Origin of the sequence: Thalassospira lohafexi, assembly GCF_002844275.1 — a bacterium.
In the GTDB taxonomy this organism is placed as follows: Bacteria; Pseudomonadota; Alphaproteobacteria; order Rhodospirillales; family Thalassospiraceae; genus Thalassospira; species Thalassospira lohafexi.
In genome coordinates this window covers 47,908-64,272 of record NZ_NXGX01000009.1, presented here as the reverse complement: position 1 = coordinate 64,272, position 16,365 = coordinate 47,908, and the positions used below count along the sequence as shown (strand labels likewise).

Annotated in this window: 15 protein-coding genes; 6 read left to right on the top strand and 9 right to left on the bottom strand. The window is 53.7% G+C overall.

From position 1 onward, the window contains the following. Positions 1-71 precede the first annotated feature (71 nt). The 7 genes from COO92_RS19080 to COO92_RS19050 all read right to left on the bottom strand — a co-directional run bounded on the left by COO92_RS19080 (position 72) and on the right by COO92_RS19050 (position 4,280). Positions 72-659 (bottom strand): YceI family protein, encoded by a 588-nt coding sequence (locus COO92_RS19080; protein WP_240626521.1) that lies wholly within the window; start codon positions 657-659, stop codon positions 72-74. After that, positions 656-1,252, bottom strand: a complete 597-nt coding sequence (locus COO92_RS19075) for a cytochrome b (RefSeq protein ID WP_101304572.1) — start codon at positions 1,250-1,252, stop codon at positions 656-658. Before COO92_RS19075 ends, COO92_RS19080 begins: the two co-directional genes overlap by 4 nt. 81 nt (positions 1,253-1,333) lie before the next feature. After that, positions 1,334-1,927 carry a YceI family protein gene (locus COO92_RS19070; RefSeq protein ID WP_101304571.1) on the bottom strand — a complete coding sequence of 198 codons (594 nt, stop codon included), beginning with the start codon at positions 1,925-1,927 and terminating at the stop codon, positions 1,334-1,336. Positions 1,928-2,376: 449 nt separating this feature from the next. Continuing rightward, positions 2,377-2,829 (bottom strand): DUF2155 domain-containing protein, encoded by a 453-nt coding sequence (locus COO92_RS19065; protein ID WP_101304570.1) that lies wholly within the window; start codon positions 2,827-2,829, stop codon positions 2,377-2,379. A gap of 8 nt (positions 2,830-2,837) precedes the next feature. Beyond that, the gene (locus COO92_RS19060; RefSeq protein ID WP_338063623.1) at positions 2,838-3,146 is read right to left on the bottom strand and encodes a hypothetical protein; all 309 of its coding nucleotides are present in this window, start codon (positions 3,144-3,146) and stop codon (positions 2,838-2,840) included. A gap of 181 nt (positions 3,147-3,327) precedes the next feature. Continuing rightward, a complete protein-coding gene (mlaD, locus tag COO92_RS19055) occupies positions 3,328-3,780 on the bottom strand; it encodes an outer membrane lipid asymmetry maintenance protein MlaD (protein WP_022730441.1) in 453 nt (150 codons plus the stop codon). A 137-nt stretch (positions 3,781-3,917) separates the two neighbouring features. Beyond that, on the bottom strand, positions 3,918-4,280 hold the full coding sequence (locus COO92_RS19050; protein WP_022730440.1) for an NADH:ubiquinone oxidoreductase subunit NDUFA12: 363 nt from the start codon (positions 4,278-4,280) through the stop codon (positions 3,918-3,920). Between the two features lie 1,018 nt (positions 4,281-5,298). On the opposite strand from COO92_RS19050, the gene COO92_RS19045 reads away from it, so the two are divergent. The 6 genes from COO92_RS19045 to COO92_RS19020 all read left to right on the top strand — a co-directional run bounded on the left by COO92_RS19045 (position 5,299) and on the right by COO92_RS19020 (position 13,662). Then, positions 5,299-9,009: a vitamin B12-dependent ribonucleotide reductase gene (locus COO92_RS19045; protein WP_101304569.1), complete on the top strand. Its 3,711-nt coding sequence runs from the start codon at positions 5,299-5,301 to the stop codon at positions 9,007-9,009. Between the two features lie 96 nt (positions 9,010-9,105). After that, the gene (locus COO92_RS19040; RefSeq protein ID WP_101304568.1) at positions 9,106-9,669 is read left to right on the top strand and encodes an isochorismatase family protein; all 564 of its coding nucleotides are present in this window, start codon (positions 9,106-9,108) and stop codon (positions 9,667-9,669) included. 406 nt (positions 9,670-10,075) lie between these two features. Next, the gene (locus COO92_RS19035; protein WP_165792406.1) at positions 10,076-11,842 is read left to right on the top strand and encodes an autotransporter outer membrane beta-barrel domain-containing protein; all 1,767 of its coding nucleotides are present in this window, start codon (positions 10,076-10,078) and stop codon (positions 11,840-11,842) included. Positions 11,843-11,992: 150 nt separating this feature from the next. Then, positions 11,993-12,202 carry a DUF3185 family protein gene (locus COO92_RS19030; RefSeq protein WP_101304566.1) on the top strand — a complete coding sequence of 70 codons (210 nt, stop codon included), beginning with the start codon at positions 11,993-11,995 and terminating at the stop codon, positions 12,200-12,202. A 160-nt stretch (positions 12,203-12,362) separates the two neighbouring features. Continuing rightward, positions 12,363-13,187 (top strand): DODA-type extradiol aromatic ring-opening family dioxygenase, encoded by an 825-nt coding sequence (locus COO92_RS19025; protein WP_101304565.1) that lies wholly within the window; start codon positions 12,363-12,365, stop codon positions 13,185-13,187. A 52-nt stretch (positions 13,188-13,239) separates the two neighbouring features. After that, a complete protein-coding gene (locus tag COO92_RS19020) occupies positions 13,240-13,662 on the top strand; it encodes a secondary thiamine-phosphate synthase enzyme YjbQ (RefSeq protein WP_206186443.1) in 423 nt (140 codons plus the stop codon). Between the two features lie 15 nt (positions 13,663-13,677). On the opposite strand, the gene COO92_RS19015 is transcribed toward COO92_RS19020, so the two are convergent. Together COO92_RS19015 and COO92_RS19010 are read right to left on the bottom strand one after the other, a co-directional pair. After that, positions 13,678-14,301, bottom strand: coding sequence for a TetR/AcrR family transcriptional regulator (locus COO92_RS19015; protein ID WP_101304564.1), 624 nt, complete (start codon positions 14,299-14,301; stop codon positions 13,678-13,680). Between the two features lie 79 nt (positions 14,302-14,380). After that, on the bottom strand, positions 14,381-16,033 hold the full coding sequence (locus COO92_RS19010; RefSeq protein WP_276307575.1) for a phosphoethanolamine transferase: 1,653 nt from the start codon (positions 16,031-16,033) through the stop codon (positions 14,381-14,383). Positions 16,034-16,365: the final 332 nt, after the last annotated feature.

The following is a 16,365-nucleotide window of genomic DNA, read 5'->3' as shown; positions in this document are numbered from 1 at the left end:
AAAAAGAAAAGCAGCCGTCATCTGATGGCTGCTTTTTTCATGCGCGTCTGGTGCGTCAGAACAAGTGACGCTTAGGAACGCGTCGCATTGATTGTAATGACAATCGTCACATCGTCGCCAACCTGCGATGTATCGGTCCACTGCCCCTGCCCGACGCCAAAATCTGTGCGCTTGATCGTAACCGATCCTATTGCAGCAGCCTGGTCGCCATCAATCGCCAATTCAAACGGCAACGTCACCTCGCGGGTAACATCCCGAATGGTCAGATCGGCAACCGCCTGATAGGTGCCCGGTGAAACCTCGCTAAACGATTTGGTTTCAAACTTTGCCGTCGGCCACTGGGCGGCATCAAACCAGTCGGGCGACACAATCTGGCTGTCGCGATCCCCGTTCTGGGTATCGACCGATGCAATATCGATCACAACCTTGACCGACGATCCAGAAAGATCATCAGGCGAAAACACGATATCGGCGTTAAACGCATCAAACCGGCCCTCGAAATCCGCGCCAAGCTGGGTGCCGACAAAGCCGAACTCGCTGTCGTCCTGCGTAACGGACCATGCATCTGCGGCCATCGCCGGGCTCGCAATGGAACTGCCAAGGACAAAGGATGCGGCGATCAAACTGCTGGCAATGCGCGATGTAATGTTCAAATTCAAAGCGAAGATTCCTTCTGCTTGTGTGCTGATGGTCGCGATGACGCATCTGATCCCGATCCGGGCAGCATGCGGCGCAAGGTCGCGTCACGGTCTATAAAATGATGTTTCAGGGCGGCGGCAATATGGGTTCCGACCAGAACCACAATCGTCCATGACAGCGCCCAATGCACAGTTCTCAAGGTTTCAAACAGTTCCTTGTCCGGATCAACAAGGTTCGGCAAGGTAAACAGTCCAAACACACTGACCGGGAAATTTGCCGCCGATGACATCATCCAGCCACTCAGCGGCATGGCAATCATCACACCATAAAGCCCCAGATGGCCAAGCTTGGCGGCACCGCGTTCAAGTTTGTGCGGGCTCAAGGCTTCGGGTGTCGGCTCACACAGCCGCCAGACAATGCGCAAGATCGTCAATGTCAGGATCGTCACCCCCAACGACTTATGCCGCGACATCCATTCAAGTTTTGCCATGCCCAGCGGCAGGAAATCCATATACCAGCCAATGGTAAAGGCGCTCAAAATCAAAAGCGCCATGACCCAATGCAGGCTTTTGGTCGCGAACCCAAATCCGTTTTTATGACTTTTGATCGCCATGGCAACCGTCCTTACACCCGTCAGACAAAAGATGGCAGGCGATACCCTAAGGACCGCACTGCCATCCATAACGTCTTGAAATTACTTCTGCTTAAGGAACTCAGACGAAATCTGAAGGTTGACTTCCGGGGACACAGCCGGAACAAGATATTCCATGCCATAATCCGTACGCGTTACCGTCCCGGTGGCCGCAAAACCAAGAACCTGGTCGCCGGTCATTGGATGGTCGCCTTCGCCGGTCAACGTCACATCAAGAACAAGCGGCTTGCTCTGCCCAAGGAAGCTCAGATCACCGGTAATTTTCGCGGTGTTATCGCCAGTCACTTCAACCGAAGTGCTGGTGAAGGTCGCGGTCGGATGATTTTCAACATCAAAGAAATCAGCCGATTTCATATGGGTATCAAGCGCCTCAACACCACTGTCGATCTTGGTCAGATCAAGCGTAATCACAGCCGAAGATGCCGCCAGATCGTCGCGATCAAGTGTCAGTTCACCCGATGCGCCGCCAAAACGGCCCTGATAATTGGAAAAACCAAGATGGTTGACGATGAAGATCACGCTGGTGTGGGTCGGATCCATTTTATAGGTATCAGCAGCCTGTGCAGAAAAAGCCGCACCAGAAAGACCCGCTGCGATGGTCAGCGCAAGACCAGCCTTTTTAATCGAATTAAACATTGTCACTTCCCTCATGTGAATGACACGGCGCGCCTGAACGGCACCGCGAATTAAGTGGGTGCACAGTGACAGCCTCGCGCGTGGCCCTCAAGCCAGTGCAGCGGCAACATTCTTATTCTATTTTGGAAACAATAAAAGATATCCCAGCCTTATTTCTGCCAGATTGCGAACGGTCATATGTAACCATGTGACGCTATTACAGATCATAATTCCGGACAAAAAACACACCTACCCCATTGTTTCTAAATGTTTTTTGGCGGGAATACCCCGTCCACTGTCAACAAATGCCCAATGTTTTTCAGTCTCGCGCATCTATGGTTTCGCCGCTGGGCATCTATGGCGGTCCACAAACACGATACAATCGGCCCAAATGACAAACCCCCGATGCACTGTCCGCATCAGGGGTCCTGTCGTTCAAACGCATAAAATGCGGGAAGTTTTAAGGGCGACTAATTGCCGTCAGGTGCCGGCTGAGCCTGCGGGGTTTGGTTCGCCGCATCTTCCGGGTTCAGGCATTCTTTCAGCCAGACGTCATAAACCGGATGCTCAAGCCCCGACAATCCGGGACTGGATGCAAACATCCAGCCGGAAAACAGCTCGTCGCGGCTTTCGCGGCCATCTTCATGAACGTCACTGATTTTCAAGAATCCGGCACTTTCAGGAAGCTCTTCGGGCGGCGTGCGATAGCAGGCATCAACCGTAATCTGCAAGGTGCCAAATTTTGCCATCTGCCCGACCGGTACATCAAATGTCGAAATGCGCGCGGTGATTTTATCAAGCCCCTGAAGCTGGGCAACCGGGGCGGGGCGATAATCAAGTGCCGCAGTGGCAACTGTGATGGTGGCGGCTCCGATCAGTGCACATGTCGAAAAAACAGCGGCAATCGCAAAAGATCGTTTCATCGTGTCATTCAGTCCTGTTTATCGCTTTGGTCACTTTGAGTAGTCTTGGCATCGCGCGCATCATTGCCGTTGGTAGTGTCAGCCGCGCTGTCGGACCCATAAGGATTGTGCATTTCGGCCACCAGATCGCGCATCACGGCGCGAAACTGTTCTTCGTCACAGCCCATCAAAAGCGCATCTTCAAGCGCATCCTGCATGATTTCGCGCAACTCGCCGAAATTATCATTCAGAACCTTGATCTTTTCCACGCACGACAATGGCGACCCATCCGGGGCCTGCCATGTTGGAAAATGTTGCAACGCGTCGGTCTTCTTCATCAACCGCTCCGATGATTTTGACGTGGGTCCTTCAGATAGAATCCTCAGATGGGCCAATAGACCCAAATCCGCAATTCCTTACCTGAAAAATCCAAATCACAACCTTGCTGGAAAAACCGGCAAAATAATGGCCGCCCGCACCCTTGCGCCCCCGGCGTCAGAAACACGTGCGACGGCGACGTTATTTGTCGCTGCTGGTCGATGAATAAATCACCTGACCAATCAGGTCTTCAAGGTTGACCGATCCTTGGGTGTATTCGATTTCACCACCGGCTTCGATCATGTCAATGTCTCCGCCCGGTTCAAGGGCCACGAACTTGCCCCCCAACAACCCGTCAGACGCAATTTTTGCCGAACTATCAAGTGGCAGGGACAAGTCCGCGCGCACCGACATTTTAACAACCGCCATAAAGCTATCAGGATTAAGGTCCTGCGCGGTGACCGTCCCGACCTTCACCCCCGAAATACGCACATCATTGCCGACACTCAAACCGTCAATCCGGCTAAAGTTGGCCGAGATTTCATACCCTTCCACCGTCCCGATTCCGGCACGTGAATAGGAGTACGCTGCAAATCCGACGGCAACGGCAATTACCGCAGCACCCGCAAGGCTTTCGACCAGTCTATTGCTCATAGGCCCTATCCGTTATGTATCTCTTTGATACGTATATTGTCTTGCGTCCGCACAAATTACAACCGCGCAAAACGCTCATAAAACACAAACGGGCGCGAGTTTCCCCGCGCCCGCCTGAAAAAACAGTTTATGGCCGATCAGCCTTCCGGCGACCAGGCCTGATAATCACCGGTTGCCTTGGCGCGCTGACCACCCTGATATTCATGGCCTGCCGGACGATAGGCATGCTTGGTCCCGGTCAGGTTCGGCAGATGTTCTTTCTGCCAGTCATAACGATCCTCAGCCTTGTCTGACAGCGGCGCATCAACAGTGTAATGCAGCCAGGCATGCCATTCAGCCGGAACCTTGGACCCTTCGACAATACCTTTATAGACCACCCAGCGACGGGTGCGACGGCCTTTGGCCGCTTTCTTTTCGGTATAATAGATATTGCCGAAACGGTCTTCGCCAACGCGCTTGCCAAACAGCGCAGTATAAATACGGGTGCCGACGGTGGCCATGTTGGGTCTCTCTCCAGATCTGGTTTGTCCGCCAAACGCGGCGCACGACACATACGCGGGGGTGCCCTGCGATCAACAAGGCTCTTATATGTCGTGATGTTCGGGCAAAGTCAATGTTTCAGGCAGGCAACACACCCCCATCACACCGCCTCATAACGGCACCTCAACCCAAACCGGAAACACCATCCGCCCGCGCTGACATTTATCGGTTCACGGCCAAGCCGCCTCATATCGCGTTATTCAACCGATTTGACGCCGCGAAACGCCCGTAATCCGGGCTTATCCGCACGGGAACCAATGTCACTATGCATTGACGGCAAACAACCCACAACTGCTTGTGGGGCGACGACTCATTGATCTGCATATGGTGTGGGGCTTTGTCCACCTGCTTATCCACAATATATCGTGCCCGTCCCCTGACATATCACTCGGGATACGACCAGATTTTTCACCGTAACAAAACAAACACTTTTATAGATATATCAACATGTTATATGTCGAAATCACGAAGACATTTACCGCAAACCAATAAGTTTTCAGCTTCGCACTGGAAATGCACCGCAATCAGGGGTAGCTTAGCTCCAGCTTGTGGCGGATCATCTCGTCTCGCCACTACATGTAGTCCGAGTCTTTCGACCGGCCTACAAAGCAGCTGCCACCAAAAGCGCAGTTTTCCGGGCCTCCCGGCCTGATTCAGAGATTATTAACGAGAATCCCCCGAGCATCAAATCAGCGAGACACCAACTGACCCACAACATGTTGTGATAAAAGTTGATGTCAACCACAAAGTTTAGTGGACTGAGGCCAGATTATGGCTTTATAGTTCCGCCCACGGACCGGATGGTTCCAAGGGGGGACCACACCACCAAATACAGAATTGCCGTTGATCCCGATAAGGTCAAAAAAAAGGACCAAAGGGGCAGCGTTTAGCCATTGAGCAAACTATATAGAATCAGGCAATGCCGGCGCATGTCCAGAGTAGCGCTGCGTTCATGTCTGATCAAAACCGGAGCAGACCATGCGGATTACCAGAAAGTGCACACAGGAAGGCGTTAGCCCATACGCCGACATCGATTTTCGCAAATCGTCCTGCGTTATCAAAAACCCCGACGGGTCGGTTGTTTTTGAAATGAAAGACATCGACGTTCCGGCGACCTGGTCACAGGTCGCAAGTGACGTTCTGGCACAGAAATACTTCCGCAAGGCAGGTGTTCCGGTTGCCCTCAAACCGGTTAAAGAAAAAGACGTTCCAAGCTGGCTGTGGCGTCAGGCACCTGATGTCGCCAAGCTCGACAAAATGCCGACTGAAAAACGCTACATCAGCGAAACCAGCGCAACCCAGGTTTTTGACCGCCTTGCGGGCACCTGGACCTATTGGGGCTGGAAAGGCGGTTACTTTGACGCCGAAGACGATGCGCAGGCCTTCTTTGATGAAATGCGCTATCAGCTCTCCCACCAGATGGGCGCACCGAACTCTCCGCAGTGGTTCAACACCGGTCTGCATTGGGCTTATGGGATTGATGGCCCGGCACAGGGTCACTCCTATGTTGATTTCAAAACCGGCGAACTGACCAAATCGGCCAGTGCGTATGAACATCCGCAGCCGCACGCCTGCTTCATTCAGTCTGTTTCCGATGACCTCGTCAACGAAGGCGGCATCATGGATCTCTGGACTCGTGAAGCCCGCCTGTTCAAATTTGGCTCAGGCACCGGGTCGAACTTCTCGAACGTTCGTGGCGGCGGCGAAAGCCTGTCGGGCGGCGGTCGTTCTTCGGGCCTGATGAGCTTCCTTAAAATCGGTGACCGCGCTGCTGGTGCGATCAAATCGGGTGGCACCACGCGCCGTGCGGCCAAAATGGTCGTGGTCAACATTGATCACCCCGATATCGAAGAATACATCGACTGGAAAGTCGTCGAGGAACAGAAAGTTGCCGCCCTCGTTGCCGGTTCCAAACTGGCCGAGAAACACCTCACCGCCGTGCTTGCAGCCTGCAACAACTGGGATGGTGCGGCGGACTCCGATGATCGTTTCGCCCCGCGTAAAAACCCGCAGCTCAAAGAAGCTGTGCTGTCTGCACGCGCTGTCATGATCCCGGATTCCTATATCAACAAGATCATCGAATTCGCCCGTCAGGGCTTCACCGAGATCAGCTTCAAAACCTATGACACCGATTGGGACTCCGAGGCTTACCTGACCGTTTCGGGCCAGAACTCGAACAACTCTGTCCGTGTTTCCAATGAATTCCTTCAGGCTGTTCTTGATAACGGCGACTGGGAACTGATCCGTCGTACCGATGGCAAAGTAGCCAAGACCCTGCCCGCACGTGAATTGTGGGACAAAGTCGGCGAAGCCGCATGGGCCTGCGCTGATCCGGGGATCCAGTACGACAGCACGATCAACGAATGGCACACCTGCCCGAATTCGGGTCGCATCAATGCGTCCAACCCGTGCTCGGAATACATGTTCCTTGATGACACGGCGTGTAACCTTGCATCGCTCAACCTGATGAACTTCCGTTCAGATGACGGTGGCGTTGATATCGAGGCTTACGAGCATGCGGTGCGTCTGTGGACCGTGGTTCTGGAAATCTCGGTTCTGATGGCACAATTCCCGTCAGATCGTATTGCCGAACTGTCCTATCGCTACCGTACCCTTGGTCTTGGCTATGCCAACATCGGCGGCCTGCTGATGAGCATGGGCATTTCATATGACAGCGACGAAGGCCGTGCGATTGGCGCGTCCCTGACCGCGATCATGTGCGGTATTTCCTATGCCACCTCGGCCGAAATGGCCGGTGAACAGGGTGCGTTCCCGGGTTATGGCGACAACGCCAACGAAATGCTGCGCGTTATGCGCAACCATCGCCGCGCTGCATACGGCGAACAGGACGGATACGAAGGCCTCGCCATCAATCCGGTTCCGTTGGTTGCCGCCGACAGCCCCTATGCCGATCTTCCGGTTGCCGCCCGTGCGGCATGGGACAAGGCGCTTGAGCTTGGCGAAAAGCATGGCTACCGCAATGCGCAGACCACCGTTATTGCCCCAACCGGCACCATCGGTCTGGTCATGGATTGCGACACCACCGGGATCGAGCCGGACTTCGCACTGGTGAAATTCAAGAAACTCGCCGGTGGCGGCTACTTCAAAATCATCAACCGCACCGTTCCGGTTGCTTTGGCAACGCTCGGCTATACCGAAAACCAGATCCGCGACATTGAAAAATATGCCGTTGGTCATGGCACCTTGGTCGGCTCGCCGTCCATCACCCATGATGATCTCAAGGCCAAAGGCTTTGACGATGATGCGATTGCCAAGGTTGAAGGTGCGCTGAAAAACGCCTTTGATGTTAAATTCGTGTTTAACAAATACACCTTTGGCGATGACTTCTGCATCAATCAGCTCGGCCTCGATGCCAAACAGATCAACAGCATGGACTTTGACATGCTCGCCGCCCTTGGCTTTGATCGCAAACAGATCGAACTGGCCAACACCTATGTCTGTGGTGCGATGACGCTTGAACAGGCCCCGCATCTGCGTGACGAAGACCTGTCGGTCTTTGATTGTGCAAATCCGTGTGGCCGTATCGGCAAACGTTATCTGTCGGCTGAAAGCCACATCCGCATGATGGCCGCAGCTCAGCCGTTCATCTCGGGTGCGATTTCCAAAACCATCAACATGCCAAGCAGCGCCAACATTCAGGATTGCAAAGACGCTTACATGCTGTCCTGGCGTCTTGGGGTGAAAGCAAACGCGCTTTATCGTGATGGCTCGAAACTCAGCCAGCCGCTGAGCTCCGCCCTCGTCGAAGAAGACGATTACGCTGATCAGCCAACCGCCACCAAGGCGACCGCAGCATCGCAGCAGATTGTCGAAAAAATCATCGAACGCGTCATCCGTGGCGACCGTCGTTCCCTTCCGGGCCGCCGCAAAGGCTACACCCAGAAGGCCACCGTTGGCGGTCACAAGGTTTACCTGCGTACCGGTGAATATGAAGACGGCAAACTTGGTGAAATCTTCATCGACATGCACAAGGAAGGTGCCGCCTTCCGCTCGTTGATGAACAACTTCGCGATTGCCGTTTCCATCGGCCTTCAGTATGGCGTACCGCTTGAGGAATACGTCGAAGCCTTCACCTTCACCCGCTTTGAGCCGTCGGGCATGGTGTCGGGCAACGATGCGATCAAGATGTCGACCTCGATCCTTGATTACATGTTCCGCGAACTGGCGATTTCCTATCTTGGTCGTAATGACCTCGCCCATGTTCAGCCGTCCGACATCTTGCCCGACGCGGTTGGCGAAGGTGTGGCCGAAGGCGATCTTGGCGAAGCCGCCAAGAAATCCGAAGATCAGGCGATTGAAACCATCCGTAAAGTCGCATCTTCCGGCTTCGTGCGTCGCAACCTTTATGTTGTCGATGGCGGTGCCCAAACCGAAGAACGCGTTGTCGAAGTCAAATCGACCGGCACGGACGGCCACAGCCACAGCCACGAGACAACCGCAAGTGCCGCAACCACAACCGCCACACCATCAGCACCGCAAAGCAACGCGATCCTGACGGCGGGCGAAGAAGTCTCGGCCAAGGTTGATGCCAAAATGGACCAGATCCGCGAAGCCCGAATGAAGGGTTACGAGGGCGATGGTTGCCCTGATTGCGGCAACTTTACCCTGGTCCGCAACGGTACCTGTCTTAAATGCGACTCTTGTGGTGCGACCACCGGTTGTTCCTAAGGGTCTAGACCCGAACGACGTCTGATTTAATCAGCACACCGGCCGGGATTAATTTCCCGGCCGGTTTTGTTTTGGTCCCCTACAAGGATTTTCCACATGCCCGCCTTTGGCAACGACACCGCCCTGATCGTCCTTGATGTGCAAAAGGCCATCGACGATCCGAAATGGAACAGCAAAAACAATCCCGGTTATGCAGATGTAATTGCAAAACTGCTGACCGAGTTTCGGGCAAAGAACCTGCCGGTGATCCATGTCCGCCACGAAGAAGCCAACCCGGCCTCAACCTTTTACGCAAACGGCCCCGGCCAACCGTTCAAGGATGAAGCCCAGCCCATCGACAACGAAACCGTAATTGCCAAACACCAAAACTGTGCTTTTGTCGGGACTTCGCTTGAAACACATCTGCGCGACCGTGGCATCAAACGTCTGGTCTTCACCGGTGTGGTCATTCACAACTCGATGGATATCACCATCCGCATGGCCCATTGCCTTGGTTTTGAAAACTGGCTGGTGCTTGACGCCACGACGGCCATTGATGTCACCGATACCAATGGCAAGACCTTCCCATCACAGGATGTGTTTGATCTTTATGCCGCTGTTCTTGCTTCAGAATATTGTGTACTGACTCGTAGTCAAGATGTGATCAACGCCTCGTCATAAACGACATTTACCCTGACCAGGTCGCACTTCAGACAACGCTCACTATCCACATTGCGCACCAAATATCCAATTTGCGCAAAAAAACGACATTCACCTGCCCGGTCCTGCGGGTTTACCCTTGATACCAATCGACTTTCCGGTGAACTTATACTCAACCGCACAAGGTCGGGTGCCAGTGATGGTGACTGATTTATGTGATTGATTTTTAACAAAAAATATCACCTTACGCGCAGGTATATTTTTTCGTTTTAAATCCACCTGAACGCGCACCTACTTTTTTCAAAAGCCATTGTCACCTATCCAGTCACTGGCCTTTAAGGATGATAATAGGCCTATGATTGACCTAGACGTTAGGCTCAAACAGCAACAATCTGCTTGTTCCTGTCTCACCGCTTGCAAGTTTCTGTTGAAAAAGGCGCTTTATGCGCTGGCGCTGACCGGGCTGTCGCTGCCCTTTGCCAACAGTGCCTTTGCGCTAAGCGCTGGCTGTAACAGCCTAAACAGTTTCTCTGGAACCTCGGATGGCGTGCAGTTCTCCAGCGCCTTTAGTGCGAACGAGATCGCCAAGATTACCTTCACACATGACAACCCCGCTGGGACAATCAACTATACCTTTACCTATACGGACAATATTAACGCCGGCAACAATCAGACGATCACGAGCGGCAGTTCTGAAAAAGGTGATACCATCACCCTGTCCTTCGAAATCCCAGAAGATACAACAAACGGCGTCCTTTTCTTTCAAGGCGTCGGCGCGACATATACCATGACAGGCGCATGTAGTCTTAAAGCAACCCCGTCATCGACATCCTCTACAAGCACCTCCTCCGCCGTTGTCAATGCTGTCTCACGCTCCCAGACCACCGTCATTCAGCAAAATATCGGGGCACGTATCGCATCGGCAAACGGCAATAGCACGAACACGGGTTTGGACAATTCCGGCATAGGCGGCCCCGGCACGGCCCAGACCGAGCCCGAGAATACCAATCTTGTCGGCATGTCCCCCAAAAACCGCACAAACAGCATCACCGACCGCAATGATGCGCTGCGCCGCATGGCGATGATGGGCAGTTTTGACAGTTCCACCGGCCAGGGCATGCAGATGCTCGGTCTTGGCCCGACCGATCAAGGTGACGTCGGCGGTGCCAGCGGCATTGATGGCCGTTCGGCCTTTGCCACCACCACACCCTTTACCGTTTGGGGCCATGGTTCCTTTACCTCGGTTGAGAGTGACTATGTCAATGGTGGTACGGACAATCGTTATGACGGCGATGTCTGGGGCTACAATGTCGGGCTGGATTACCGATTTGCCGATGCGCTGATTGCGGGCGTATCGCTTGGTTATAACGATACCGACCTGACCACCGCCTTTAACAGTGGCAGCTATCAGGAAACCGGCTGGGTCGCATCGCCCTATATCATTTACCGTCCACTTGAAAACCTGACCATCGCGGGCGAAGCTGGATATGGCATGGGCAACATTGATGTCACCCGCGACAACAATGCGGTATCGGGCACCACAGACTCCGACATGTGGTATGCCGCCCTGACCACATCCTATCGGGTTCAGCCACTTGACACGCGGCCACTGTCCCTGACCCCGTCTCTGGCCTTCATGGCTGCACGCAAAACCGTCGATGGCTATAACGAAAGTGACGGCACAACCAACGCCACCACCCGGTCCAACACCCGTCAAATCAAACCGGCCATCGAGGCCGCCTATGATTTCACGCCCACCCAAAGCCTGATCGTAACGCCATTCCTTGAAACCGGGCTGATCTATGATTTCACCGACGAAATCAACGATGACAAAACCGCGTTCAACATCGGCGCAGGTGTGCGCCTGTCTGATGCCATGACCGGTTTGAATGCAGCCCTTGAAGGCAACTATCTCGCCGGGCGTGCTGATTACACCGAATACACCATCGGCGGCACCATCACCTATGGCTTTGCGCTTTCCGATGATCAGGGGCGTGAATTGGGCATCCTCACCCCGTTTTTCACCAGCAACCTTAACGAATACGGCAATCAGCGCATGCGAACCGGATTTGGCTTTGATACCGGTCAATTCACCAGCCAGCTTGCCCTGAGCCACATGATGGCTATTGCCAATGACAATAATGACGACACCGACAGCAGCGCAGTTGAAATCACCATGTCGATGCCGTTCTGAGGTTTCAGCCAGACCGCAATCGGCCCTGACCAGACAAGATGTTTTTCCTTTGCCTTGGAACAACCTTAATCAAGCCGCGTTATCGTTTCTGTTCAATATGTTCAAAAGCATTCTTTTAGAAACAAAACATACAAGACAGGAGCAATCATCATGTCCATGGGTCGTATTCTTGGCGTTGTCATTCTGGTGATCGGCGTTGCCCTTCTGGTGACCGGCTATAATGCATCGGAAAGTGCTGTTGACCAGATTTCCGAAACACTGGTTGGTCGCTATACCGATGAAACCATCTGGTATCTGATTGCCGGGATTGCCGGTGTTGTCGGTGGCATGCTGCTGATGCTGTTTGGCCGCAAACGCTAAACCAATCTTTCTCAACATCTGTTGCCGGTGCAAAGCGCGATATTAACAAAGCGCCCCTTCACACAAGCATCGGCAACAGACTGTTGACGAACCGCATCTGGTCATCGCCGTCCCTTAGGATCATATTGACATCAAATGATGTCATAGACCGAGGTGCCCGATGACCAACGCATCCCTTTCCCCAAATACCGCCCAAAGCTTCGCACCGATTTTTATCTCGCATGGCTCCCCCATGCTGGTCGCGCGCCAAAGCACCCCGGCATTTGATTTCTTTGCCAAGGAACTCGATGCTCATTTTGACGGAGTGCGGGCCATCCTGATGGTTTCTGCCCATTGGCAAACCGACGTCCCCACCATCTCGACCGCGAAAACGCAGGACACCATTCACGACTTTTATGGTTTTCCCCAGCCGCTTTATGATCTGCGCTATGACGTATCCGGTGCACCCGCACTTGCCCGCGAAATCGCCGATCTGATCGGGGCCAAAACCGATGATGCGCGCGGTCTTGATCACGGGGCGTGGATGCCCATGATCCTTGCCCGTCCAACGGCCGATATTCCGGTGTTTCAGTTATCCATGCTCACCCACGGCAGCCCGGCGGATCATTACGAACTGGGCCAAAAACTGCGCAGGCTTCGTGATTTAGGGGTTCTTGTGATCGGCAGTGGTGCCATGACCCATAATCTTCGCGCGCTTGATCGCAACGAAGGCCCGATTGAGCCATGGGCACAGGACTTCACCAACTGGATGGTTGATAAGGTCAAAACCCACGATATCAATGCCCTGCTTGATTACCGTGCACAGGCGCCGCATGCGATCAAGGCCCACCCCGAAGACGACCACCTGATGCCGTTTTACGTCGCCCTTGGTGCTGCGACGGACGGTTACACACCTGACCTGATCCATGACAGCTATGAATTTGGCAACCTTGCCATGACGGCGTTACGCTTCTACGATCAGGACAACGCCAAAGCCGCTGCCTGACCGGACGCCAAAACCAAAGTCCCGTCCGGTGGTGCAAACCGGACGGGATGCCATGCTGTCACAAGACCAGACCACCCTTGAAATTCGCACCAATGGTCAGGGCCTGATTGAAATCACCGATATGGTTCAATCCTGGATCGGGCAAACCGGCATCAGTACGGGTCAGTTAACGGCATTTGTCCGCCATACCTCGGCCAGCCTGACGATACAGGAAAATGCCGATCCGGATGTGCGTCTTGATCTTGAAACGTTTTTTGCCCAATTGGTGCAGGAAAACCCCAGCCTCTATCGCCATACCTGCGAAGGGCCCGACGACATGCCCGCCCACATCAAATCAAGTCTGACCGATGTGTCGCTAACCATTCCGGTCGCTGATAGCTTTGCCATGCTGGGCACATGGCAGGGGATTTACCTGTTTGAGCATCGCCGCGCCGCACATCGGCGGAACGTCGTGCTGCATCTGATCGGCGAATAACAACGGCCATTGGTGTTATTCCGCCGCAAGAACCGGCTCACAGATCCAAAGCCCCGCCACCTGCGCCTCAAGCAATTCACGCAAGGTCGCGCACATGTCTTCGCAATCAAAACTTTGCAGGCTGATGTGCTGATGAATGGTGAATAAAAACAGCGCCATGATCGTCTTGCGAATCACGTTGACCGGGATGTCGGGGTTAAGTTCCCCGTCAAGCTGCGCATCCTCAATCAGGGCTGTGACCGCACACAAAAGCCCGCTTCCCTGCATCATGTCCTGCACCGCCCCTTTGCGCGGCGTAAACACAACCTGCTGCAAGATCACCTGCCAAAGCCCCGGCTGAAAGGCAATCTGGGCAAAGCGGTACGACGCAATATGCATCAGCTTGTCGACAAAGCACCAATCGGGCTCCATCGTATGAAGCCCCCGTTCAATCGCCTCGGCCAGATGCTCGCCAAGGCTGGCGACAACCAGTTCTTCCTTGCTCGGAAAATGGCTGAAAATCGTGCCCTCGGCGACCCCGGCCTGCGCGGCGATGGCGCGGGTGGAGGCCTTTTCAAAACCGAACTGGTTAAAACAACTCCGCGCCGCCTCAAGAATTTTCTGGCGGGTTTCTCCACGCTGCTTGATCCGTAAATTCATCGGCCACCCCGGTTATATGAGCAAACTCACTGAGCACACTCAACTAACCGGGATCACCTGCATCTGTCAAGGATCGATGCTATTGCACCTTGAGGCCATCATCGGCTTGCAGCTCCGCGTCCAGATCCGCGCGATAAATGCTGTCTTCACAACCGCCAAAGATATCAAGCTTTGGCTGATAGACATTGCTTTGAACCCGCATCACGCCAAGCACGGTGGAAAACAGATTGTCATGTGAAAAGCTGCCGTTTTTGGCCGCTGCGTCAAGGCAATCGGGTTGGACATTGCGCGCCGCGGCAAATCCCGGTGACATCCATGTAAACATCGGCACATGGGTCTGCTCGTCGGGGGCAAACATATAGGGTGCACCATGCAGATATATGCCACTTTCCCCCAATGATTCCCCGTGGTCTGACACATACAGCAACACGGTATTGAACCGATCCTGATAATCGGCCAACCGTTTGATCAGTTTCGCAATCACAAAATCGGTATAGCGGATTGTATTGTCATAGGTATTGATCAGTTCTTCCTGCGTGCAATTCTCGATATCGCTGCGCTGGCAATCGGGCGTAAAGAATCGATGCTCATCCGGATAGCGTTTGAAATAAGTCGGCCCGTGGCTGCCCATCACATGAAACGCCACCAACCGGTCGCCCGAAAGACGGGCAATTTCCTGATCGAGCCCCTCAAGCATCACCTCGTCACGGCAACTGCCATCGGCACAATAGTCGGGGAAATCATCAGGGTTAATGTCAACATGGTTGGTGCGGTCACACACCCCCTTGCATCCCTCGTCATTTTCCTTCCACAGCACCGATACGCCTGCCTTGACCAGAACATCCATCAGGCTTTCGCTATGGCGCGCGACGTCACCATCATAACTGTCATGCCCCATGGTCGAAAACATGCAGGGCACCGATACCGCCGTTGCCGTCCCGCACGACCGCACATTTTGAAAGGCCAGAACACCGGGAATTTTGCCGGTAAATGCCGATGTCGGCCGCCCATACCCATTGGCCTGCACACTTTGCGCCCGGGCTGTTTCCCCGATCACCAGAAACATCAATGTCGGCTTGCCATTGGCGACATTAACAACCTGATGGGCATCATCGCCCACGGTGCGAAACGCCATCGACGATGAAATATACCGCCGCTTGGTATATTGAATGGCCCCGGTAAAGTAATTCACCGGCGAAACTTCCTTGCCCAGAACCTTGTTGTTGCGACCGACCGATGCGTAATCCTTGAAATAAAGCCCGGCAAGCCCACCCAGAAAGACAAACGGGATCAGCATCATCGCAACCCGCTGCAAAACCCCGCGCACAATCGTCGCCGGGTAGCGGATCGGCATCAAAATCAGGATCACAACCGGCACAAGACCGCTTACAACAAACCACAGGACCGACTGCATATTCAGATATGAAAATGCCTCGGTGGTGTTGGTTTCGACAATGTTTTCAATCATGCTGCGGTCAAACACGATGCCGTATTTCACCATGGCATAATTTGAAAGTGCACCCGTGATCAGCAAAAGTGCAAAAAACGGCTTAAGCAGATATTTGAACGAAAACGGCGTGAAAAGAATAATCGACCCCAACAGCAACACAAACGGCGCGCTGATCGCAAAGCCGGGATCATAATCAACAAGCCCGCCCAGAATGCTGTAAAAATGCCCCAGCACTTTCCAGTTCAGGCCCAGCGCAAAATAAAGCGCCATCGCAACAATCACCCACCGGTAATCAATACCTGCCCACCGTGATGATACATTCCGTTTATCTTGGGATGAGGACCTGACAGGTAAACCGAACGGCACATTGGATCGGGGCATTGATACTCGCAAAATCTGGCGGACAACATGCCCCGCGCACGCCGTTGATGCTGTCACAAACATTGCACGAGCGGACCTAGGGCAACCGGCTCATCGAACCGGCCCCAAATCCTTATCGCCCCAACCTGACAGTAACCTGAACCCGCCCCACCCAAACCAACCTGCCCAAAAGCCAAAAGGCGGCGTCAGATGTGACACCGCCTTTTGCATTGCTTCGATAAAGTCTGTTGTCT

Coding starts and splice junctions, on each gene's coding strand:
- COO92_RS19075 (WP_101304572.1), bottom strand. CDS start 1,252: ATGGCGATCAAAAGTCATAAAAACGGATTTGGGTTCGCGACCAAAAGC.
- COO92_RS19070 (WP_101304571.1), bottom strand. CDS start 1,927: ATGTTTAATTCGATTAAAAAGGCTGGTCTTGCGCTGACCATCGCAGCG.
- COO92_RS19065 (WP_101304570.1), bottom strand. CDS start 2,829: ATGAAACGATCTTTTGCGATTGCCGCTGTTTTTTCGACATGTGCACTG.
- COO92_RS19060 (WP_338063623.1), bottom strand. CDS start 3,146: ATGAAGAAGACCGACGCGTTGCAACATTTTCCAACATGGCAGGCCCCG.
- mlaD (WP_022730441.1), bottom strand. CDS start 3,780: ATGAGCAATAGACTGGTCGAAAGCCTTGCGGGTGCTGCGGTAATTGCC.
- COO92_RS19050 (WP_022730440.1), bottom strand. CDS start 4,280: ATGGCCACCGTCGGCACCCGTATTTATACTGCGCTGTTTGGCAAGCGC.
- COO92_RS19045 (WP_101304569.1), top strand. CDS start 5,299: ATGCGGATTACCAGAAAGTGCACACAGGAAGGCGTTAGCCCATACGCC.
- COO92_RS19040 (WP_101304568.1), top strand. CDS start 9,106: ATGCCCGCCTTTGGCAACGACACCGCCCTGATCGTCCTTGATGTGCAA.
- COO92_RS19030 (WP_101304566.1), top strand. CDS start 11,993: ATGTCCATGGGTCGTATTCTTGGCGTTGTCATTCTGGTGATCGGCGTT.
- COO92_RS19025 (WP_101304565.1), top strand. CDS start 12,363: ATGACCAACGCATCCCTTTCCCCAAATACCGCCCAAAGCTTCGCACCG.
- COO92_RS19020 (WP_206186443.1), top strand. CDS start 13,240: ATGCTGTCACAAGACCAGACCACCCTTGAAATTCGCACCAATGGTCAG.
- COO92_RS19015 (WP_101304564.1), bottom strand. CDS start 14,301: ATGAATTTACGGATCAAGCAGCGTGGAGAAACCCGCCAGAAAATTCTT.